Raw genomic sequence first — 20283 nt, forward strand, 5'->3', positions numbered from 1 at the left:
GGCCAGTATCCTCGCGTCACCGGCAAAGACCAATAGCCCTATTATCAATACGGGTTGTTTGAGCGCATGGAGCACTCAGGCAACCGGCAAAGGAATTACTCCATGAACAGCCGTTTCAAGGCGTGGCGTCACAACCTGGCCTGGACCCTTCCGATGGTGGCCGTGCTTGCGGGCTGCACCGGTGGCGACAGCAGCACACCGAAAACCCACGCACTGGCGACCTACTCCAGCGCTACCTGGGAAGCCCTTCCAGCGGTGTCCGACAACGACCTCGTCGCCGGTTTTGGCTCCTGGCGCAGCGCCTGCACCCGACTCAAGGCCGACCCGGTCTGGGGTGGCACCTGTGCCGCTTCCGCCAACGTGCAGCCAACCGCCAGCGACATCCGTGGTTTTCTCAAACAGAACCTCGACGTCTACGGCCTGCGCGCCGCCAATGACAACCCCAACGGCCTGATCACCGGTTACTACGAACCGGTGTATCCCGGCAGCCTGACCCAGACCAAGCAAGCGAACATCCCGGTGTACGGCGTGCCCGAGGACATGATCATCGTCTCGCTGGACAGTATCTACCCGGAGCTCAAAGGCAAACGCCTGCGCGGACGACTCGAAGGTCGCGTGCTCAAGCCTTACGACGATGCGGCAACCATTGAAACCAAAGGCGTGAAGGCGCCGGTGATTGCCTGGCTGACCGACCCGATGAACCTGCAATTCCTGCAAATCCAGGGTTCGGGGCGCATCCAGCTCGATGATGGCCGTCAATTGCGCATTGGTTATGCCGACCAGAACGGCCACCCCTATCGACCTATCGGCCGCTGGCTGGTGGATCAGGGCGAGCTGAAGAAAGAAGAGGTGACCATGAGCGCCATCGATAACTGGGCCAAGGCCAATCCGACGCGCATTCCCGAACTGCTCGGCAGCAACCCCAGCTACGTGTTCTTCAATCGCAACCCGGACAGCAACGAAGGGCCGCGCGGTTCGCTGAATGTGCCATTGACCGCAGGTTATAGCGCGGCAGTGGATCGCAAGGTGATTCCGCTCGGCAGCTTGTTGTGGTTATCGACGACGCGACCGGACGGCAGCGCACTGGTGCGTCCGGTAGCCGCCCAAGATACCGGCGGCGCGATTGCCGGCGAGGTCCGCGCGGATCTGTTCTGGGGTACGGGCGATGCGGCCGGGCAGTTGGCTGGCGACATGAAACAGCAGGGGCAGATCTGGATGCTCTGGCCTAAAGGGGCGGCGTTGCCTCAAGTACCGCAGGTGGCTGACAAACTTTAAACGCAAAAAGATCGCAGGCTCCGCCAGCTTCTACATTGAGCGCGTTCGTCGCAATATCGCAGATGAACACCGATCCCGTAGGAGCTGCCGCAGGCTGCGATCTTTTGATCTTGCTTTCTCAAACAGACACCACAAAGAAACTGACGATCAACCCCATCCCCACAAACCACACCAGCGACCGCAGAATCGCCCAGTCCGCCAGACAGCAAATGATGTACAGCAGCCGACTGGTGATGAACAGCACCGACAGCACATTGATCGTCACCAGTTCGGCATTGCCAGCCAAATGCGCCACGATCACCGCCGCCGCAAACGCCGGGGTCACTTCAAAGCTGTTCAACTGCGCCGAATGCGCACGCCTGGCCACGCCTTCGAGCGAATCCAGAAACGCCCTCGGGTCGTGATTCTGTTTCAGCCCGAACTTGCCACCGCTGAACCTGGCGACGCCTGCGCACAGATACGGTAAGCAGATCGCAATCAAAATGCACCACAGAGCAACCGTCATAACGCAGTCCCTTCTTCAAGTTATAGAGAATCGAATTCCATCAGCGGCGACTAAAACTTCATCACCAACATGCCGATCAATACCAATCCACAGGCTAAGAGCCGTGGCCTGCCAAAAGGTTCTTTGAGGTAGCGCATACCGAACAGCACCACCAGAATCACGCTGATCTCGCGCAGCGCCGCTGCCTCGGCAATCGATCCGAGCTGCATGGCCCACAGCACCAGAGCGTAGCTGAACAATACGCAGAACCCGACCGCCAACCCCAACCGCCACTGCTCACGCCAGAACAGCATGAACGCCGGGCGTTTGCGCACCAGCGCCAGCAATGGGAATGGCCAGGCACTGAGCACTGTGACCCAAACCAGGTAGTCCAGCGGATGGGACCAGCGCCGCAAGGCCTGGCCATCGATGAAGGTGTAGCAACCGATGCACAACCCGATCAGCGCCACCACCGGCAGCATCGACCACGGCAGGCGCACCCCGCCACCGCCCTGCCAGAGCAGGCACACCATGCCGAACGGGATGAGCAAAATCCCGAAGATCTGCTGAGCCGTCAGCACTTCTCCAGCGAAGATCAGCGTCAGTGCCAGCACCACCAGCGGCGACAGGCCACGCATCAACGGATAGACCAGACCGAGATCGCCGACCCGATAGGCCTGGATCAGCAGGTAGCGATAGAGCAACTCGAATGCCGCCGACGCAAGAATCCACGGCCACATATCCAGTGGCGGCAGCGCCACGAAGGGCAGCATCAGCGCGACAAACAGCAACGCCACGCTGTCCATGCAGGCCACCACCAACAGCCGCTCCGCGCTGAACTTGATCAGGGTATTCCACGCCGCATGCAACAGCGCCGCCACCAACACCAGAATCGTCGCAAGCACGGCACACTCCTTGTATTGCCCCCTACATCGCGGGACAGAGATTTGATTCGCCATATGTCCGCAGCTGTTTATACTGCAAGCGACCACGCCGCACTCAGTTGCGCACAGACTAATTCCAATAATTCCTGCCTCTGCCCGCTCTCATCGAGAACGGTCGTCGGCCTGCGTATGCCTGATCAAAGCGTCAAGACTACCGACAGAGACCTTGCGCATGCCACTAGCCTTGCTTGCACTGGCCGTTGCCGCTTTCGGCATCGGCACCACTGAGTTCGTCATCATGGGCTTGCTGCCCGATGTCGCCCGCGACCTCGCCGTGAGCATTCCTCACGCCGGCCTGCTCATCACCGGTTACGCCCTGGGCGTGGTGTTCGGCGCGCCGATTCTCGCGGTCGGCACCGCCAACATGCCGCGCAAAGCCACACTGCTGGGCATGACGCTGATGTTCATTCTCGGCAACATCCTCTGCGCCCTGGCGCCGAACTACGCCACCTTGATGGCTGCACGAGTGATCACCGCGCTGTGCCATGGCGCGTTTTTCGGCATCGGCTCAGTGGTCGCTGCCAGTCTGGTAGCACCGAACAAACGAGCCCAGGCGATTGCCATGATATTCACTGGCCTGACCTTGGCCAATGTGCTGGGCGTGCCCTTAGGCACAGCACTTGGGCAATATGCCGGCTGGCGCTCGACCTTCTGGGCGGTGTCGGTGATTGGCGTGATTGCGGCCATTGCGCAGTGGGTCTGGCTGCCCAAGGAAATCCCCATGGACAAAGCCAACCTGGCCAGCGAATTCAAAGTGCTGGGCAAGGTCAATGTGCTGCTGGCGCTGGGCATGAGCGTGCTGGCGTCCACCAGCCTGTTCAGCGTGTTCACTTACATTGCGCCGATCCTGCAGGACATCACTGGCGTCAGTCCGCATGGCGTAACCATCATGTTGCTGTTGTTCGGGGTCGGCTTGACCGGGGGCAGCATGCTCGGCGGCCGATTGGCGGACAGTCGCTTGCTGCCTTCGCTGGTGGGGATGACATTGGCCGTGGCCATCGTGCTGGCCGCCTTCAGCCAAACCAGCCATTCAGTGATACCGGCGGCGATCACGCTGGTGTTGTGGGGCATCTTCGCGTTTGCGCTGTGCCCGATCCTGCAATTGCTGATCATCGATCAGGCCCATGAAGCGCCGAACCTCGGGTCGACCTTGAATCAAAGCGCATTCAATCTCGGCAACGCCGCCGGGGCGTGGATTGGCGGGCTGGTGGTGGCCAGTGGCGCGGACCTGGCGGACTTGCCGTGGACCGGCGCACTGGTCAGCGTATTCACGCTGCTGACGGCGCTGCTCTTCATCTACCTGCAACGTCGCAGTGCTGCCGCGATCAATGTCTCTGGCTGACATTGATCATTTTTTGACCTTCTGCGGTTCGGATTCCTGAGCCCGCTCCGCAGAGGTCTTCGGCGGCCCGCCTTCACTGCGAATCTGCGCGTGACTGATCAGCGCAAAGATAAAACTGCCGCCAATAATGTTTCCCACCAGCGTGGGACCTGCGAACACCCACCAAAAATCCTTCCACGGCAACTCGCCGGCAAACACCAGGTAAGAAACCTCGACCGATCCGACCACGATGTGGGTGAAATCGCCCAGCGCCATGAAATAGGTGATGAGGATGATGATCCACATCTTGGCGCTTTCCATGGACGGGATCATCCAGACCATGGTGGCGATCATCCAGCCGGAGATGATGCCTTTGGCGAGCATCTTGCCGGCATCGTTCTCCATGACCTTGCGCCCGATCTCAAGGAAGGCCAGATCGGTCTTGCTGTCGAAAATCGGCAGATGCAGCATCACATACGCCACCAGCAAGGTACCGCAGAGATTGCCCACCAGCACCACCGTCCAAAGCCGCAGCAACCGACCGACATTACCCAGCGTCGGCTTGCTCATGATCGGCAGCACGGCGGTCAGGGTGTTTTCGGTGAAGAGTTGCTGACGAGCGAGAATCACCGCGAGAAAACCGGCGCAGTACCCGAAGCTGGCGATCACCTTGAAGCCTTCGCCGTCCGGCAGGCGCGAATTGAGCAGCCCCATGCCCATCAGCGACAGGCCCATGGTCAGGCCAGCCGCCAGGGCCGACCACCACAGCGCCGCAACACTGCGCTCGAGTTCCTGGTCGCCTTGGGTGCGAATGATTTCGTGCAGCACCGCCGCCCGCGGGGGCTGGTTCTTGTCGACCTCGCGCTGTTCCTGTGCCGAGAGCTCCGGGGTCTTGCCGTCTTTGGGCGTGTCCATAAGGCTGCTCCTGAACCGGTGGCGTGTCGTTTACGTACGACACGCGGGGTTCGGAGCTGTTCACTACCAGGGGAACGCAGCAAACCCTGTGGCGAGGGAGCTTGCTCCCGCTGGGGTGCGAAGCAGTCGTAAGCTGACGTGAAGCCTGCCTGAAAGAACCCAATGACAGATTTCAGGGCCGCTTCGCGCTGGAGCGCCAGCCCGGCCCAACGGGAGCAAGCTCCCTAGCCACAGAAACAACAATCACCCGCCGATCACGTCATCCTTGAACTGGTCTTTGACGTACCTGATCTCGGTCCGGCCATGCGCCGCGGGCAAGCCGTCTTCGCCCAGGTTCACGAACACCATCTTCTCTACGGTCAAGATGCTCTTGCGAGTGATCTTGTTGCGCACTTCACAGGTCAGGGTGATCGAGGTGCGACCGAACTCGGTGGCGGTGATGCCCAGCTCGATGATGTCGCCCTGACGCGAGGCGCTGACGAAGTTGATTTCGGAAATGTACTTGGTGACCACGCGCTGATTACCCAGCTGGACGATGGCGTAGATCGCCGCTTCTTCGTCGATCCAGCGCAGCAAGCTGCCGCCGAACAGCGTGCCGTTGGGGTTGAGGTCTTCGGGTTTTACCCATTTGCGGGTGTGGAAATTCATACTCACTCCTGACCGTCTTGCCGATTGATGCCGGCCATCATGGCAGAGCCCGGACTAGAGCTCTATTCAGCATCGACTATGGTCTCGATTACCGTTCGGACATTGACCAACAGAAACGCTTTGGAAGATCAGCATAGCCCGCTATAATCGCCCCCGTTTCAAAACGGTAACGTTCCATTGATACCGTTTTCCCGCCACCTGTCCGAGGGGCGCTGCAGCAGGTTCAACCTGTCAGGCTCGGATGGGGCGTTGACTGGCCACGGCCAGACACTAAACGCACAACGGCGCCCATTCGCATACATTACGAATGGAGGCTCTTCATGAGCGCTGTTATCACGCCTGCAGATTTTAACGATTACAAAGTCGCCGACATGTCCCTGGCTGCCTGGGGCCGTCGCGAAACCATCATCGCCGAATCCGAAATGCCGGCCCTGATGGGTCTGCGCCGCAAGTACTCCGTCGAGCAACCGCTCAAGGGCGCGAAGATTCTCGGCTGCATCCACATGACTATTCAGACTGCCGTGCTGATCGAAACCCTGGTTGCCCTGGGTGCCGAAGTACGCTGGTCGTCCTGCAACATTTTCTCGACTCAGGATCAGGCCGCCGCTTCCATCGCCGCTGCCGGCATCCCGGTGTTCGCCTGGAAAGGCGAGACTGAAGAAGAGTACGAGTGGTGCCTGGAGCAAACCATCCTGAAAGATGGCGCGCCTTGGGATGCCAACATGATCCTCGACGATGGCGGCGACCTGACCGAGCTACTGCACAAGAAGTACCCACAAGTACTGGATCGCGTTCACGGCGTCACCGAAGAAACCACCACCGGCGTTCACCGTCTGCTGGACATGCTGGCCAAGGGCGAGCTGAAAATCCCGGCCATCAACGTCAACGACTCGGTGACCAAGAGCAAGAACGACAACAAGTACGGCTGCCGTCACAGCCTGAACGACGCGATCAAGCGCGGCACCGACCACCTGCTGTCCGGCAAGCAAGCGCTGGTCATCGGTTACGGTGACGTGGGCAAGGGCTCGGCCCAGTCCCTGCGTCAGGAAGGCATGATCGTTAAGGTCTCCGAAGTCGACCCGATCTGCGCCATGCAAGCCTGCATGGACGGTTTCGAACTGGTTTCGCCGTTCATCGACGGCATCAACAACGGTACCGAAGCGAGCATCGACAAAGCGCTGCTGGGCAAGATCGACCTGATCGTAACCACCACCGGTAACGTCAATGTTTGCGACGCGAACATGCTCAAAGCCCTGAAGAAACGCGCTGTTGTCTGCAACATCGGTCACTTCGACAACGAAATCGACACCGCTTTCATGCGCAAGAACTGGGCATGGGAAGAAGTGAAGCCGCAGGTTCACAAGGTTCACCGCACCGGTCCAGGCGCTTTCGACGCCCAGAACGACGACTACCTGATCCTGCTGGCTGAAGGCCGTCTGGTTAACCTGGGTAACGCCACTGGTCACCCAAGCCGCATCATGGACGGTTCGTTCGCCAACCAGGTTCTGGCGCAGATCTTCCTGTTCGGCCAGAAGTACGCCGACCTGTCGCCAGCCCAGAAAGCCGAGCGCCTGACCGTTGAAGTACTGCCGAAAAAACTCGACGAAGAAGTGGCCCTGGAAATGGTCCGCGGTTTCGGCGGCGTGGTCACTCAACTGACCAAGCAACAGGCTGACTACATCGGCGTCACCGTCGAAGGCCCGTTCAAGCCGCACGCTTACCGCTACTGATACGCTGATTGACCGCTCTGCGCAGGAGCTGGCGAAGCCTGCGATCTTTTGATCTTAAAAGATCGCAGCCTAAGGCAGCTCCTACCGGGGCCAGCGTCCGGCTTACGTGTTTCCAAGGATATGACCATGTCCCAAGAACGTCGCTACAGCTTCGAATTCTTCCCGACGAAGACCGATGCTGGGCATGAAAAACTGATCGCCACTGCCCGTCAGCTGGCGACCTACAATCCCGACTTCTTCTCCTGCACCTACGGCGCTGGCGGTTCGACTCGTGATCGCACCCTCAACACCGTGTTGCAGCTGGAAAGTGAAGTCAAAGTCCCTGCCGCTCCGCATCTGTCTTGCGTGGGTGACAGCAAGAACGACCTGCGCGGTCTGCTGACCCAGTACAAGGCAGCCGGCATCCAGCGAATCGTTGCGCTTCGCGGTGACCTGCCCTCGGGCATGGGCATGGCCAGCGGCGAGTTGCGCCACGCCAATGACCTGGTTGAATTCATTCGTGAAGAGACTGGCGATCATTTCCACATCGAAGTCGCCGCTTACCCGGAAATGCATCCGCAAGCGCGCAATTTCGAAGATGATCTCAACAACTTCGTGCGCAAGGCCAACGCCGGTGCCAACAGTGCGATCACCCAGTACTTCTTCAACGCCGACAGTTATTTCTACTTCGTCGAGCGTGTACAGGCGAAGGGTGTGAACATCCCGATCGTGCCGGGGATCATGCCGATCACCAACTACAGCAAGCTGGCGCGCTTCTCCGACGCTTGCGGTGCGGAAATCCCGCGCTGGATCCGCAAGCAACTGGAAGCCTACGGCGACGACACCCAGAGCATTCAAAGCTTTGGTGAGCAAGTCATCACCGAGATGTGCGAACGCCTGTTGCAAGGTGGCGCACCGGGGCTGCACTTCTACACCCTGAACCAGGCTGAACCGAGCCTGGCGGTGTGGAACAACCTGAAGTTGCCGCGCTAATAGCCGTTAACGCAAGATCAAGAGATCGCAGTCTTCGGCAGCGCCTCCAGGGGAATATGTACCTCTGCAGGCGCCGCCGAAGGCTGCGATCTTTTGCTTTTAATGCCCGATCCAGAGCTTCTGGATCCGGTTTCTGGCTCTTTATGATTTCTCGTCGTAATCTCAAGCCATGCCCCTGATCGCCCAGTTACTGACCGTGCTTCTATTCACTTGCCTGAGCTCCACCGCTCGGGGCGAGAAGCTGCGTATTGTCACCGAACCCTGGGCGCCCTACGTCTATGAAGAAGGCGGCAAGAACCTCGGGCTCGACTACGAAACCACGGCCATTGTCTTCAAACGTCTCGGGATTGACGTGGAATGGCAGTTCTTGCCGTGGAAGCGCTGCCTGTCGATGCTTGAGCAAGGCCAGGCGGACGGTGTGCTGGATATTTTCCACAGCGATGAACGCGAAGCGACTCTGCTCTACCCCAGCGAACCGCTCTCGCAAGTCGAATTCGTGATGTTCTACGCCAATGAACGGCCGTTCCCGTTTCGCACCCTGGACGACCTGAAAGGCCTGACCATCGGCACCTCGCCGGGCTACCTGTACAGCAAGGACTTCAGCGAATCGACGTTGTTTACCCGGGAACCGGCGCCTACCCATGAAGCCAACTTCGGCAAACTGGTGCGCGGGCGGATCGACCTGTTGATCACCGATCACCGGGTCGGCCAGCACTTGCTCGATCAACTGGACATCCGCGACAAGATCACCGAGAACCCGACTGTCATCAGCCAGCAAAGCCAGTATCTGGCGGTGCGCCGCAATGCCGGGATGGATTTGTTGGTGCAGCGTTTCGGTGCCGAGCTCAAGCGCTTCAAGCGCGAACCGGCCTATGCCGAACTGAGCTCCCGCTATGGTGCCGGTCCGGCTACCGAAGCCCGGGCCGCCAGCGCCACCGCAACCGGCGGAAAAACCGTTGAGCAGCAGGAAAGCGGCGCGCAGTGATTGCTCTGTTATACTCCGGCCTTCCCGCCAGGCTCACGCCCGGACGCTCGGACTTGTTCAAGGCATCTCGATCCCGCTACAGCGCAGCTTTTCAGCCCGCGCGAGCGCTCCAGACGAGCCTTCGAGGCCCAGCAGGACCGGACGGGATTGCGTCCTCTTAAACGCCATTCGCGCCAGGCAAGACTCCCATTGGGCCAAGCCCTAACTAAAACAGGATTACTCATGTCCTTTGCTTCCCTCGGTCTCTCCGAGGCTTTAGTCCGCGCCATCGAGGCAGCGGGCTATACCGAGCCTACTCCGGTGCAACAGCGGGCCATTCCCGCCGTGTTGCAAGGTCGCGACCTGATGGTTGCGGCTCAGACAGGTACTGGTAAAACCGGTGGCTTCGCCCTTCCGATTCTGGAGCGGTTGTTTCCCAACGGTCACCCGGACAAATCCCAGCGTCACGGCCCGCGCCAACCACGCGTACTGGTCCTGACCCCAACCCGCGAACTCGCAGCTCAGGTGCACGAGAGCTTCAAGGTCTATGCCCGTGACCTGAAGTTCGTCAGCGCCTGCATCTTCGGTGGCGTCGGCATGAACCCGCAGGTTCAAGCCATGTCCCGTGGTGTCGACGTGCTGGTGGCCTGCCCGGGTCGCCTACTCGACCTCGCCGGCCAAGGCAGTGTCGATTTGTCCCACGTGGAAATCCTCGTGCTGGACGAAGCCGACCGCATGCTCGACATGGGCTTTGTCCATGACGTGAAAAAGGTCCTCGCCCGCCTCCCGGCCAAACGGCAGAACCTGTTGTTCTCGGCGACGTTCTCCAAAGACATCACCGACCTCGCCGGCAAGCTGCTGCACAACCCGGAACGCATCGAAGTCACGCCACCGAACACCACGGTCGAGCGGATCGAACAACGCGTATTCCGTCTGGCCGCCAGCCACAAGCGTTCGTTGCTCGCGCACCTGATTACTGCCGGCGCCTGGGAACAGGTGCTGGTATTCACCCGCACCAAGCACGGCGCCAACCGCCTGGCCGAGTACCTGGACAAACACGGCCTCACCGCCGTCGCGATCCACGGCAACAAGAGCCAGAACGCCCGCACCAAAGCCCTGGCCGACTTCAAGGCCGGTGAAGTGCGCATCCTGGTCGCCACCGACATTGCTGCTCGTGGCCTCGACATCGACCAGTTGCCTCATGTGGTCAACTTCGAACTGCCAAACGTCGACGAAGATTACGTGCACCGTATCGGTCGTACCGGCCGTGCCGGTCGTTCGGGCGAGGCGATCTCGTTGGTCGCTCCGGACGAAGAAAAACTGCTGAAAAGCATCGAGCGCATGACCAAGCAGAAAATCGCCGACGGCGACCTGATGGGCTTCGACTCCAGCGCTGTGGAAGCCGAGAAACCGGAAGTTCGCGAGCGTCCGGATGTACGTAACCCACGCGCTCCACGTGGCCCGCGCGGCGACGGCCCGAACGGCAGCGGTGGTGGTGGCGGTCGGAAAGACAAAGGCAAGGACAAGGGCGGCAAGGAAAAGCCTGCCGCTGGCCGTGGCGAGCGCCCGGCCCGTGAACACAAGCCACGCGAAGGCACTCCGGCCCGCGAACAACAGCGCCCGGCTCCTCGCGCCGCCGACCGTGCTCCGGACGAGTTCCTGGACGACGATATCGATAACTTCGGTAACCGCGTCGACTACGTGCCCCAAGCCAAACCGGCTCAGGGCCGTGGCCGCCGTCCGGGCGCACCGGCACAAGGCGCTGGCGCTCCGCGCGCCGGTCAGCCACAAGGTCGCCAGAACGGTCCGCGCAACAGCAGCGGCGCAACCACCGGCACCCCACCGGCCAAGCGCAGTGGCCCACGCAACGGCGCTCCACGTGACGGCCAGGCCCGTCGCGAAGAGTCCCGCAACCGCCGTCCGGCCCGTGACGACCAGTCTCGTTCGGAACCGGCCGTGCAAAACCCGAGGAGCCCGGCACCGAAGATCATTCACAAGGAGTCGAAAAGCGATCGCTTCCCGACCCCTGAGCAACTGGATCAACTGCCAGGCCGTCCGCGCGGCGAAAAACCAGCGTTGCTGACCCGCAACCGCTGAGTTTTTCAAAACCATGAGAAATGCCCCGGATCGAAAGACCGGGGCATTTTTTATGCTCGCGAAGAAACCTGCGGGAGCGGGCTCGGTGCCGTCCGTATGGATTCTGGCAGACCATAAAAAACGCCCCGGATCATGAGATCAGGGGCGTTTTTTATGTCAGGCGCGCAGGTTACTTCGCTTTGACACCTTCAAACGTCACGTACAGATCGACCGCGTCGGACGCTGGGCCCAGGTCTTTCTGCTTGCCGAAATCGGAACGCTTGATGCTGGTGGTGCCTTCGAAGCCGGCACGGTAGCCGCCCCATGGATCCTTGCCTTCACCCAGGAACGTGGCTTTGACCACGATTGGCTTGGTCACGCCCAGCAGGGTCAGGTTGCCGGTCACGTCGGCAGTGTCTTTGCCTGCGGCGTTTTTACCGGTAGGTTTGACGCTGGTGGAGACGAACTTGGCGTCGGCGAATTTGCCCACGTTCAGGAAGTCACCGCTGGCGATGTGCTTGTCGCGTTCGGCGTGGTTGGTGAACACGCTGGCGGTGCGCACATTGAACTCGATCTTGCTGTCTTCAGGCTTGGCAGCGTCGAAGCTGAACTTGCCGTCGATATCCTTGAAGGTACCGATGATGTAGCTGTAACCCAGGTGGCTGATCTTGAAGTCAACAAAGGCGTGCTGGCCTTCTTTGTCGACCACATAGTCGGCCGCCATCACGTTAGCCGACAGCAGAGCAGAACCGATTGCCAGAGCGGCGAGCGTCTTTTTCAACATGCTTTCTATTCCTTTGGAGTCGAGGTAGAACATCAGGCTTTGCGCCCCAGCATTCGCGTCAGGGTCGCATCACGATCGATAAAGTGGTGCTTCAATGCAGCCAACGCATGGAAACCGGAAAAAATTACCAGCAGCCAGGCCAGGTACAAATGAATCACACCCGCGGTGTCTGCCTGGTCCGGTAGTCCGGAAACCAGTGCAGGAATTTCAAACAGGCCAAACACCGGAATTCCGACACCGTCTGCGGTGGAAATCAGATAACCGGCAATCATCACAGCGAACAGACTGAGATAAAGGAACGAATGGCCGAACTTGGCGCCAAGGCGGGTCATGCGGCTATAGCTTGGCAGGAGCGGCGGCGGTGGGCTGATGAAGCGCCACACTACCCGCAGCAACATCACGGCAAATAACACCAGACCAATGCTCTTGTGCAGATCCGGCGCGTCTTTACGCCAGGTGCTGTAGTAATCGAGACCGACCATCCACAACCCCAACGCAAACAGGCCGAAGACGGCCAACGCCACACCCCAGTGCATAAAGATGCTGACCCAACCGTAGCGGGAAGAAGAGTTACGTAGCTGCATTGCCCAAATCCTGTAAGAACTGCGCCCAAGACTATCGAGTTATCTATCGATTTAAAGCGGAAAATTTCGCTCTGAAATATCGAGAAATACGATCAAGACCTTGGGGCCGAGAGGTTAAGAGAGTGTTAACCGGAGGAAAAAACCTTCACGTACCCTCCTTATATTCCTTTGAGGGCCGATACCACTCGTCAGATCTGTCACATTTAACAGTGGCTTTCATTGCAGGTCATTGATGAACTTGAACTTGGACGTGAGTCCAAGCGTCTGAACAGGAGTTCTACCATGAGTCACAATTCGAGTTCATCCCCCGTGATAACACGCAATCAATCCAATTCGATACCCGTAGGGGAAGGACCGCGAGGGATGGCCATCAGCAACGATGGATCGCACTTATTTGTTTGCAATCGCATGTCGGGCAACGTGTCCGTCATCGACACCCGGATCAAAAAGGTAATCCGCACCATCGCCGTGGAGCAGTATCCCCAAAGCATCATTCTCGGCCATAAAGGGAAAAGGGCTTATGTGACCAACTATGGTTCACGCTCGGTTTCGGTTATCGATACCAATACATGCGCGGTTGGGAACGTCACGGTGGGGAGACACCCTTGGGAAATCGTCTTGAGCCGGGATGGAAAGCAGGTTTTCGTCACCGTTCGACAGGATAAAGAGTGGCTGGCAATTATGGATACCCGTACTTATGCGGTAAGCAGAGTCCAAGGTTTACCCTCACCGTCCATCAGTGTGGGTATCAGCCAGTACGATTCGCGTCTTTATATTTCCAGCACCAACTACCCTGGCGGCCCTTATCAGGACGCTCTCACGGTCCTCAGCAGCAAGACTTTCGAAGTCATCAATATCATCAAAACCGAACAATACCCGTCAGCGGTTACTGTCAGCCCCGATGGTAAAAAGGTGTATATCGTGTGTCAGGATGCTCGAAAGTTGACCGTGCTGGACACTGACTCATCGACCATCCAGCATCTCGACTTTGTGACTTGCGAAGGGAAAATAGTGTTCGGCGAAAAGAACGCTTATGCCGTTGATCAAACTGAAAAAGAGGTCGTGGAAGTGAATACCTCCACCCATAAAATTGTTCGCAGGGTTCCCATCCCTGGCGCTTTCGATCCGCGTTACATGGTTGTTGATCGACACAACCGCGCCTATATCAGCGACTACCAAAGCGACCAAGTCCATATCGTCAATCTACCTTAGTACCAAAAAAATCAGCTGCCTCCACGGGAGGACAAAGACATAAAAAAAGCGCGGCATCACTGCCGCGCTTTTTTTTTGATCCCAAAACTTACTGTGTCTTGGTTTCAGTCGCCACCGGGGCCTTCGCAGCGGTACTCGCCACTGGTTTCTTCACTGGCTCAGTCTTTTTCGCCGTTGCCTTGGCCGGAGCCTTTTTGGCCTCGGTTTTGGCAGCAGGCTTTTTCACTGGCGCTTTGGCCGGTGCTTTCTTCACCGGCTCGGCTTGCGCCGGCACCACTGGCTTCGGTGCCTCAACCGGTGCAGGTGCCGGAGCCGGCGCAGCGACTGGTGCGGGTACCGGAGCAACGGGGGCCACGGGTTCTGCCTTGTCGGCCGCTTTATCGGACGAACCACCGAACAGGTTGCTGAAGAAATTGCCTTTCTTCGCCACTACCGCGCCTGCCGCCGCAGCGGTCGCTGCCGGCACAACTTTCACCGGTTCAAACGATTTGCCCGCTGCCAGGTCTTCCAGCTGACTGGCTGCACGCTGACCGGTGCGCAAGGCGCCTTCCAGGGTGCCTGGGTACAAGGTGTCAGTGTGTTCGCCGGCAAACGCTACACGTTGCAACGGACGTTCCCACAGGCGCCAGTATTTGCTGATCTGCCCCGGGCCGAAGGCCAGGTAAGCGCCGCCCATTGATGGGTCGGTGCTGTAGCGGCGGATTTCATAACCGGTGAACGAACCGCGTGCCTGTGGATAAAAGGCGTGCAGACGAATCAGCACCTGATCGGCCATTTGCTTGTCGCCAAAGGCCTGCATCACCCGCGCGTTGTCGCCGGAAATGTTGATCACCACGTTGGCGCCGCCCTTCAAGGCCGGCTCGATCCACAACATGCCCAGACCGGCGTTGCTGTAGATCTCGCCAGACATGCGCGCCTTGCTTTCCCACACTGGCGTCTTGAACTTCAGCATGATCTGGTCACGCCAGCCGTAGTTGGTACCCTTGATGGCGCCCATGTGCTGGGCGTCCAGCGCCGGAGTCATCTGGATTTTGTTCAGTGCGCGCAATGGCACGGCCAGTACGACGTAGTCCGCCTGATAGCCAACGCTGCCGACCTTGACGCTCACACCGTCCTTATCCTGGGTAATGGACGAAACCGGGGAACTGGTCTTGATGGTTTTCAGTTGCTTGACGAAGGCCTGGGCCAACACCGGGCTGCCGCCGGGCAGGCGCGAGGCGCGCAGGTCACGGTCAGCAATGCCACGGTAGACGCGGCTTTGTTGGGCAAAATACAGCAGCGACAGGCGCGAAGGTTCGTCGTAACGGGTACGAATCTCCTGATTCACCAACTGACGCGCAGTGGCTGGCAGATTCAGGCGATCGAGCCAGTTGGCCACGTTGATCTGGTCCAGGGCGAACAGCGTGCTGTTGGCGGCCGGGTTTTGCGGGTCTTCGATCGAACGCGCCAGGTCATCCAGGGTCTTTTCGTAGCGTTTCAGCGCGTCGCTGGTGGCCGGTTGCTTAGTCGCCAGATCGGCGGCGCTAAAGTATTCACCGTCGATCAGGTAACCCGGGGTCCGCACGAACTCGGGGGCTGGCGTGGTGCTCAGCTTGAACGTCGAGATGTACTTGTTCAAAACCGGTTGGGTCTTGTCGTTGCCGATCCACTCGCTGGTGGCCATGCCGGAACGACCGCCCAGGGTCGGTTTGGCTTCCAGCAGGGTGACCTGCCAGCCTTTGCTCTGCAGTTCGTACGCCGCGGTGAGGCCCGAAAGCCCGCCGCCGACCACGATCGCTGTTTTATCCTTGGCCAGCGCCGAAACGCTGAACAGCCCTAACATCACCAGCGCACAGGCGCGCAGCCAACCAGCAGACATTCAGAGAACTCCGGAAATACACGAGGAAATAGCGGTTTTACGAGTCAGACGACTCAAAGAGCCGCGAAGAATACGTCAGCCATCAAAACGCCGCCAGCGACGTCTATCGTCCTATACAAAGTAGCTCAATCGACACAATGGGTTGTCCCCGTGACGCGCATTGCATAGGCTTGCGCGATTGTTTACCCGCCTACGTCACGGGTAGCCTCGAGGAGACAGAAAATGGGCCTGAATAAACAGTGGATGGAACGCGATCTCGCCGTGTTATGGCATCCCTGCACCCAGATGAAAGACCACGAACAGCTGCCGCTGATCCCGATCAAGCGCGGTGAAGGCGTGTGGCTGGAAGACTTCGAAGGCAAACGCTACCTCGACGCCGTCAGCTCCTGGTGGGTCAACGTGTTCGGCCACGCCAACCCGCGGATCAACCAGCGCATCAAGAATCAGGTCGATCAGCTGGAACACGTGATCCTCGCCGGTTTCAGTCATCAGCCGGTGATCGAGCTGTCCGAGCGTCTGGTGAAGATGACGCCCGAAGGCCTGACCCGGTGTTTTTATGCCGATAACGGTTCATCGTGCATCGAAGTCGCGCTGAAAATGAGCTTTCACTACTGGCTCAACCGCGGCCAGCCGAACAAGAAGCGCTTCGTCACCCTCACCAACGGCTACCACGGCGAGACCATGGCGGCGATGGCAGTGGGCGACGTGCCGCTGTTTACCGAAACCTACAAAGCCCTGCTGATGGACACCATCAAGGTGCCGAGCCCCGATTGCTACCTGCGCCCCGAGGGCATGAGCTGGGAAGAACACTCGCGCAACATGTTCGCCGCCATGGAGCAGACCCTGGCCGACAACCACGATACCGTGGCCGCGGTGATTCTGGAGCCGCTGATTCAGGGCGCCGGCGGCATGCGCATGTATCACCCGGTGTACCTCAAGCTGCTGCGCGACGCCTGTGATCGTTATGGCGTGCACCTGATCCACGATGAAATCGCCGTCGGCTTCGGTCGTACCGGCACAATGTTCGCCTGCGAACAGGCCGGTATCCGCCCGGACTTCCTCTGCCTGTCCAAGGCCCTGACTGGCGGTTACCTGCCGTTGGCGGCCTGCCTGACCACCGATGAGGTCTACAGCGCGTTCTACGACGACTACCCGACCCTGCGCGCCTTCCTGCATTCCCACAGCTATACCGGCAATCCGCTGGCCTGCGCGGCGGCATTGGCGACGCTGGATATCTTCGAAGAAGACAACGTCATCGAGAACAACAAGGCCCTGGCCCAGCGCATGGCCTCCTCCACCGCGCACCTGGCCGATCACCCGAACGTCTCTGAAGTGCGCCAGACCGGCATGGTGCTGGCGATCGAGATGGTCAAGGACAAGGCCAGCAAGACCGCTTACCCGTGGCAGGAACGTCGCGGTTTGACCGTGTTCCAGCATGCACTGCAACGAGGTGCTTTACTGAGGCCGTTGGGCAGCGTGGTGTATTTCCTGCCGCCTTACGTGATTACCCCGGAGCAGATCGATTTTCTGGCCGAAGTGGCCAGCGAAGGCATCGACATCGCCACCCGTGACAGCGTCAGCGTGGCGGTGCCGAAGGACTTTCATCCGGGCTATCGCGATCCGGGTTGAAGCCTTGCCCAGATCCCTGTGTGAAAGAGCTTAACTGTGGCGAGGGGGCTTGCCCCCGTTCGGCTGCGAAGCAGTCGTAAATCCGGTTGATACGTTTTCACTGGAATAGCGCAGTTGCAGGTTTTGGGGTCGCTTCGCGGCCCAACGGGGGCAAGCCCCCTCGCCACAAAAGCGACTCGATCCAAATTTCTGATTCAGTAGAGACCCAAGATGAGACTGTCCCGCTTCTTTATCGACGCCCCTTTGAGCACCGGCGAACACGAGTTGCCCGAAGCCCAGGCGCATTACATCAGCCGTGTGCTGCGCATGGCCGAGGGTGATGCGGTGCAACTGTTCGACGGCTCGGGCCACGAGTTTCGCGGCACGCTGGTGGAAGTCGGCAAGAAGCGCGTGGTGGTGCAAATCGATGAAAGCTTTACCGGTCAGGTCGAGTCGTCGCTGGCGGTCCATCTCGGCCAGGGTTTGTCCCGTGGCGAGCGGATGGACTGGGCGATTCAAAAAGCCACCGAACTGGGCGTCACCGAAATCACCCCGATTTTCACCGACCGCTGCGAAGTCCGCCTCAAGGACGAACGCGCCGACAAACGCCTGATGCACTGGCGTCAGGTGGCGATCAGCGCCTGCGAGCAGTGTGGGCGTTCACGGGTGCCGGTGATTCATCCGCCATTGCTGTTGGCTGACTGGTTGAAGCAGACCGCGGCCGAATTGAAACTGGTGCTGCATCCGGTGGCCGAGCCGCTGGTGAGCCACGCCAAACCTGCAAGCCTGGCGTTCCTGATCGGCCCGGAGGGCGGCTTGTCCGACGTCGAAGTCGAACAGGCCAAGGCTGGCGGTTTCCACGCCGCCCGCCTCGGCCCGCGCGTACTGCGCACCGAAACCGCGCCGGTGGTGGCATTGGCGGTTGCCCAACAACTCTGGGGTGACTTCTAGAGCCTTGTGGCGAGGGGGCTTGTCGGAACGCCGCACCGCCCCGTTCGGCTGCGAAGCAGTCGTAAATCCGGTTTATGCGTTGTATCTGAGAAGACGCGTTGCAAGACTGGGGCCGCTTCGCAGCCCAACGGGGGCAAGCCCCCTCGCCACAAAAGCAGTCACAAGACGTAGAACCAAATCGCCACAAAGTGCAGCAAACTCCCGGCGATCACGAACAGATGCCAGATCCCATGGGCGTGGCGCAGACGATGGTCGAGGGCAAAAAAGATAATCCCCACGGTGTACAACACCCCGCCCGACGCCAGCAAGGTAAAGCCGACAGGGCCCAGTGCCGCCAGTAACGGCTTGACCGCCACCAGCACGATCCAGCCCATCACCGCGTAAATCACGACCGACAGAATCCGTGCTTCCGAGCGCGGTTTGATCTCTTGCAGGATGCCAATCAGCGCCAGCCCCCAGACAATCCCGAACAGCGTCCAGCCCCACGGCCCGCGCAGGGTCACCAGGCAGAACGGCGTGTAACTGCCGGCGATCAGCAAGTAGATCGAAAAGTGATCGACCTTCTGCATGATCGCTTTCTTGCGCCCACGCACGCTGTGGTACACGGTCGAGGCGCTGTAGAGCACCAGCAAGGTAAACGCGTAAATCGCCACACTGACGATCTTCCACGGACTGCCATCCATACTGGCGATCACCAGCAGCCACACGCCCCCGACCAATGCCGCCACCGCCCCAACCAAATGCGTCCAGGCGTTCAATCTTTCCCCGTGATACATGTGTTGCTCACCTCAAAATTCATTAACACAAAGCCCCTGCAAGAACTGTGTAGGAGCTGTGTAGGAGCTGTGTAGGAGCTGTGTAGGAGCTGTCGAGTGAAACGAGGCTGCGATCTTTTGATCTTAGGCATCTTCAAGGACACCGAAAATCAAGATCAAAAGATCGCAGCCTTCGGCAGCCCCTACGAAAGCCATCAAGCCAAACGTTAGCCAATTGGGCACAATCAGGTCATTCCAAAAAGAGTTTGGCCCATGCTGATCGATGAAGAGTTGACCCTGAAAAAACTCGAAGTGTTCCTGGCCTTCATGCGCACCGGCAACCTGGCCCGCGCCGCCGTCGAGTTGCAGACCAGCAACGTCAGCGTGCACCGCGCCATCCATTCCCTGGAAAGCGCCTTGCGTTGCCCGCTATTCAAGCACGAAGGCCGCAACCTGACCCCGTTGGAAAGCGCTTATGTGCTGGAAGAGCGGGCGCAGAAGCTGATTCAGGATGTGCTCGAAACCGTGCGCCTGACCCGCGAAGCCGCCGGGTTCTCCGCCGAGCGTTTCAAACTCGGCTCGCTGTATTCGCTGACGGTGAAGACTGTGCCGCAGCTGATCATGGGCCTGAAAATCCGCCGTAGCGAACTCAATATCGACCTGATCCTGGGCTCGAACATCGACCTGTTGTACAAGCTCAAAAACATGGAAGTCGACGCGATCCTGGTGTCGCTGGACGACAGCGTCAACGACCCGGACTGTGAGCAGATCCCGCTGTTTTCCGATGACATCTTCCTCGCCACCCCGGCTGACTCGCCGTTTGCCCAGCGGAGCGAAGTCGATCTGGCCGAGGTGCGCGACGAAACGTTCATCACCCTGACCCAAGGCTTCGCCACGCACCAGGACGGTATTCGGGTGTTCAAGCAGGCGGGGTTCGAGCCGAAGGTGGCGATGCAGGTCAACGACATCTTCACCCTGCTGAGCATGGTCAGCTCGGGGGTGGGTTATGCGCTGCTGCCGGGGCGGATTGCGGCGGTGTATGAGAACCGGGTGAAGCTGATTCCATTGCAGGAAAAGTACCGGTTGCAGCAGCACATTGGCGTGGTATTTCTCAAGGCCAAAGAGCGTGACCCGAATCTGCTGGCACTGTTGGCGGAATGCCGGATGTATGCCAATCGCCAGGCTTGAATGTGGTGAGGGAG

Annotated in this window: 18 protein-coding genes and 1 riboswitch; of the genes, 10 read left to right on the forward strand and 8 right to left on the reverse strand. The window is 59.3% G+C overall.

Features of this window, described 5'->3' with window-relative positions; translation table 11 throughout:
• Positions 1 to 102: 102 nt before the first annotated feature.
• A complete protein-coding gene (mltA, locus tag ACEN9A_RS27795; RefSeq protein ID WP_019650252.1) occupies positions 103 to 1275 on the forward strand; it encodes a murein transglycosylase A in 1173 nt (390 codons plus the stop codon).
• 118 nt (positions 1276 to 1393) lie between these two features.
• On the opposite strand, the gene ACEN9A_RS27800 is transcribed toward mltA, so the two are convergent.
• Positions 1394 to 1780, reverse strand: a complete 387-nt coding sequence (locus ACEN9A_RS27800; protein WP_258671439.1) for an MAPEG family protein — start codon at positions 1778 to 1780, stop codon at positions 1394 to 1396.
• A gap of 50 nt (positions 1781 to 1830) precedes the next feature.
• Positions 1831 to 2664, reverse strand: coding sequence for an EamA family transporter (locus ACEN9A_RS27805; protein ID WP_018928744.1), 834 nt, complete (start codon positions 2662 to 2664; stop codon positions 1831 to 1833).
• Positions 2665 to 2875: 211 nt separating this feature from the next.
• Between ACEN9A_RS27805 and ACEN9A_RS27810 the strand changes: the two genes are divergently transcribed.
• The gene (locus ACEN9A_RS27810) at positions 2876 to 4045 is read left to right on the forward strand and encodes an MFS transporter (RefSeq protein ID WP_258671441.1); all 1170 of its coding nucleotides are present in this window, start codon (positions 2876 to 2878) and stop codon (positions 4043 to 4045) included.
• Positions 4046 to 4051: 6 nt separating this feature from the next.
• On the opposite strand, the gene ACEN9A_RS27815 is transcribed toward ACEN9A_RS27810, so the two are convergent.
• Together ACEN9A_RS27815 and ACEN9A_RS27820 are read right to left on the reverse strand one after the other, a co-directional pair.
• The gene (locus ACEN9A_RS27815; protein ID WP_258671442.1) at positions 4052 to 4939 is read right to left on the reverse strand and encodes a formate/nitrite transporter family protein; all 888 of its coding nucleotides are present in this window, start codon (positions 4937 to 4939) and stop codon (positions 4052 to 4054) included.
• A gap of 243 nt (positions 4940 to 5182) precedes the next feature.
• The gene (locus ACEN9A_RS27820) at positions 5183 to 5587 is read right to left on the reverse strand and encodes an acyl-CoA thioesterase (protein WP_309475222.1); all 405 of its coding nucleotides are present in this window, start codon (positions 5585 to 5587) and stop codon (positions 5183 to 5185) included.
• Between the two features lie 198 nt (positions 5588 to 5785).
• A riboswitch (S-adenosyl-L-homocysteine riboswitch) is annotated at positions 5786 to 5884 on the forward strand.
• A gap of 23 nt (positions 5885 to 5907) precedes the next feature.
• On the opposite strand from ACEN9A_RS27820, the gene ahcY reads away from it, so the two are divergent.
• The 4 genes from ahcY to rhlE2 all read left to right on the forward strand — a co-directional run bounded on the left by ahcY (position 5908) and on the right by rhlE2 (position 11350).
• Positions 5908 to 7317 carry an adenosylhomocysteinase gene (ahcY, locus tag ACEN9A_RS27825; RefSeq protein ID WP_258671444.1) on the forward strand — a complete coding sequence of 470 codons (1410 nt, stop codon included), beginning with the start codon at positions 5908 to 5910 and terminating at the stop codon, positions 7315 to 7317.
• A gap of 126 nt (positions 7318 to 7443) precedes the next feature.
• Positions 7444 to 8289 (forward strand): methylenetetrahydrofolate reductase [NAD(P)H], encoded by an 846-nt coding sequence (gene metF, locus ACEN9A_RS27830; RefSeq protein WP_258671446.1) that lies wholly within the window; start codon positions 7444 to 7446, stop codon positions 8287 to 8289.
• A gap of 169 nt (positions 8290 to 8458) precedes the next feature.
• On the forward strand, positions 8459 to 9274 hold the full coding sequence (locus ACEN9A_RS27835) for a substrate-binding periplasmic protein (protein ID WP_258671448.1): 816 nt from the start codon (positions 8459 to 8461) through the stop codon (positions 9272 to 9274).
• 222 nt (positions 9275 to 9496) lie between these two features.
• Positions 9497 to 11350 (forward strand): RNA helicase RhlE2, encoded by a 1854-nt coding sequence (rhlE2, locus tag ACEN9A_RS27840; RefSeq protein WP_258671450.1) that lies wholly within the window; start codon positions 9497 to 9499, stop codon positions 11348 to 11350.
• Positions 11351 to 11519: 169 nt separating this feature from the next.
• On the opposite strand, the gene ACEN9A_RS27845 is transcribed toward rhlE2, so the two are convergent.
• Entirely contained in the window at positions 11520 to 12113 is a 594-nt protein-coding gene (locus ACEN9A_RS27845) for a YceI family protein (protein WP_018928736.1), read from the reverse strand.
• 32 nt (positions 12114 to 12145) lie between these two features.
• Positions 12146 to 12697: a cytochrome b gene (locus tag ACEN9A_RS27850; protein WP_018928735.1), complete on the reverse strand. Its 552-nt coding sequence runs from the start codon at positions 12695 to 12697 to the stop codon at positions 12146 to 12148.
• A 282-nt stretch (positions 12698 to 12979) separates the two neighbouring features.
• Here ACEN9A_RS27850 and ACEN9A_RS27855 point away from each other — a divergent pair, with 282 nt between their 5' ends.
• Positions 12980 to 13909, forward strand: coding sequence for a YncE family protein (locus tag ACEN9A_RS27855; protein WP_258671452.1), 930 nt, complete (start codon positions 12980 to 12982; stop codon positions 13907 to 13909).
• Positions 13910 to 13997: 88 nt separating this feature from the next.
• On the opposite strand, the gene ACEN9A_RS27860 is transcribed toward ACEN9A_RS27855, so the two are convergent.
• Entirely contained in the window at positions 13998 to 15767 is a 1770-nt protein-coding gene (locus tag ACEN9A_RS27860) for a flavin monoamine oxidase family protein (RefSeq protein ID WP_258671454.1), read from the reverse strand.
• 222 nt (positions 15768 to 15989) lie between these two features.
• On the opposite strand from ACEN9A_RS27860, the gene ACEN9A_RS27865 reads away from it, so the two are divergent.
• Positions 15990 to 17396, forward strand: a complete 1407-nt coding sequence (locus ACEN9A_RS27865; RefSeq protein ID WP_258671456.1) for an adenosylmethionine--8-amino-7-oxononanoate transaminase — start codon at positions 15990 to 15992, stop codon at positions 17394 to 17396.
• A 210-nt stretch (positions 17397 to 17606) separates the two neighbouring features.
• A complete protein-coding gene (locus ACEN9A_RS27870) occupies positions 17607 to 18326 on the forward strand; it encodes a 16S rRNA (uracil(1498)-N(3))-methyltransferase (protein ID WP_018928731.1) in 720 nt (239 codons plus the stop codon).
• A gap of 158 nt (positions 18327 to 18484) precedes the next feature.
• On the opposite strand, the gene trhA is transcribed toward ACEN9A_RS27870, so the two are convergent.
• Complete coding sequence (trhA, locus tag ACEN9A_RS27875) at positions 18485 to 19102, reverse strand: PAQR family membrane homeostasis protein TrhA (RefSeq protein ID WP_018928730.1); 618 nt, start codon at positions 19100 to 19102, stop codon at positions 18485 to 18487.
• 252 nt (positions 19103 to 19354) lie between these two features.
• Between trhA and ACEN9A_RS27880 the strand changes: the two genes are divergently transcribed.
• Complete coding sequence (locus ACEN9A_RS27880) at positions 19355 to 20269, forward strand: LysR family transcriptional regulator (RefSeq protein WP_019580637.1); 915 nt, start codon at positions 19355 to 19357, stop codon at positions 20267 to 20269.
• Positions 20270 to 20283: the final 14 nt, after the last annotated feature.

Source organism: Pseudomonas sp. Pseusp18 (assembly GCF_059506005.1).

Excerpts from the sequence above, each read along its gene's own strand:
- mltA (WP_019650252.1), top strand. The coding sequence starts at position 103 with ATGAACAGCCGTTTCAAGGCGTGGCGTCACAACCTGGCCTGGACCCTT.
- ACEN9A_RS27800 (WP_258671439.1), bottom strand. The coding sequence starts at position 1,780 with ATGACGGTTGCTCTGTGGTGCATTTTGATTGCGATCTGCTTACCGTAT.
- ACEN9A_RS27810 (WP_258671441.1), top strand. The coding sequence starts at position 2,876 with ATGCCACTAGCCTTGCTTGCACTGGCCGTTGCCGCTTTCGGCATCGGC.
- ACEN9A_RS27815 (WP_258671442.1), bottom strand. The coding sequence starts at position 4,939 with ATGGACACGCCCAAAGACGGCAAGACCCCGGAGCTCTCGGCACAGGAA.
- ACEN9A_RS27820 (WP_309475222.1), bottom strand. The coding sequence starts at position 5,587 with ATGAATTTCCACACCCGCAAATGGGTAAAACCCGAAGACCTCAACCCC.
- ahcY (WP_258671444.1), top strand. The coding sequence starts at position 5,908 with ATGAGCGCTGTTATCACGCCTGCAGATTTTAACGATTACAAAGTCGCC.
- metF (WP_258671446.1), top strand. The coding sequence starts at position 7,444 with ATGTCCCAAGAACGTCGCTACAGCTTCGAATTCTTCCCGACGAAGACC.
- ACEN9A_RS27835 (WP_258671448.1), top strand. The coding sequence starts at position 8,459 with ATGCCCCTGATCGCCCAGTTACTGACCGTGCTTCTATTCACTTGCCTG.
- rhlE2 (WP_258671450.1), top strand. The coding sequence starts at position 9,497 with ATGTCCTTTGCTTCCCTCGGTCTCTCCGAGGCTTTAGTCCGCGCCATC.
- ACEN9A_RS27845 (WP_018928736.1), bottom strand. The coding sequence starts at position 12,113 with ATGTTGAAAAAGACGCTCGCCGCTCTGGCAATCGGTTCTGCTCTGCTG.
- ACEN9A_RS27850 (WP_018928735.1), bottom strand. The coding sequence starts at position 12,697 with ATGCAGCTACGTAACTCTTCTTCCCGCTACGGTTGGGTCAGCATCTTT.
- ACEN9A_RS27855 (WP_258671452.1), top strand. The coding sequence starts at position 12,980 with ATGAGTCACAATTCGAGTTCATCCCCCGTGATAACACGCAATCAATCC.
- ACEN9A_RS27860 (WP_258671454.1), bottom strand. The coding sequence starts at position 15,767 with ATGTCTGCTGGTTGGCTGCGCGCCTGTGCGCTGGTGATGTTAGGGCTG.
- ACEN9A_RS27865 (WP_258671456.1), top strand. The coding sequence starts at position 15,990 with ATGGGCCTGAATAAACAGTGGATGGAACGCGATCTCGCCGTGTTATGG.
- ACEN9A_RS27870 (WP_018928731.1), top strand. The coding sequence starts at position 17,607 with ATGAGACTGTCCCGCTTCTTTATCGACGCCCCTTTGAGCACCGGCGAA.
- trhA (WP_018928730.1), bottom strand. The coding sequence starts at position 19,102 with ATGTATCACGGGGAAAGATTGAACGCCTGGACGCATTTGGTTGGGGCG.
- ACEN9A_RS27880 (WP_019580637.1), top strand. The coding sequence starts at position 19,355 with ATGCTGATCGATGAAGAGTTGACCCTGAAAAAACTCGAAGTGTTCCTG.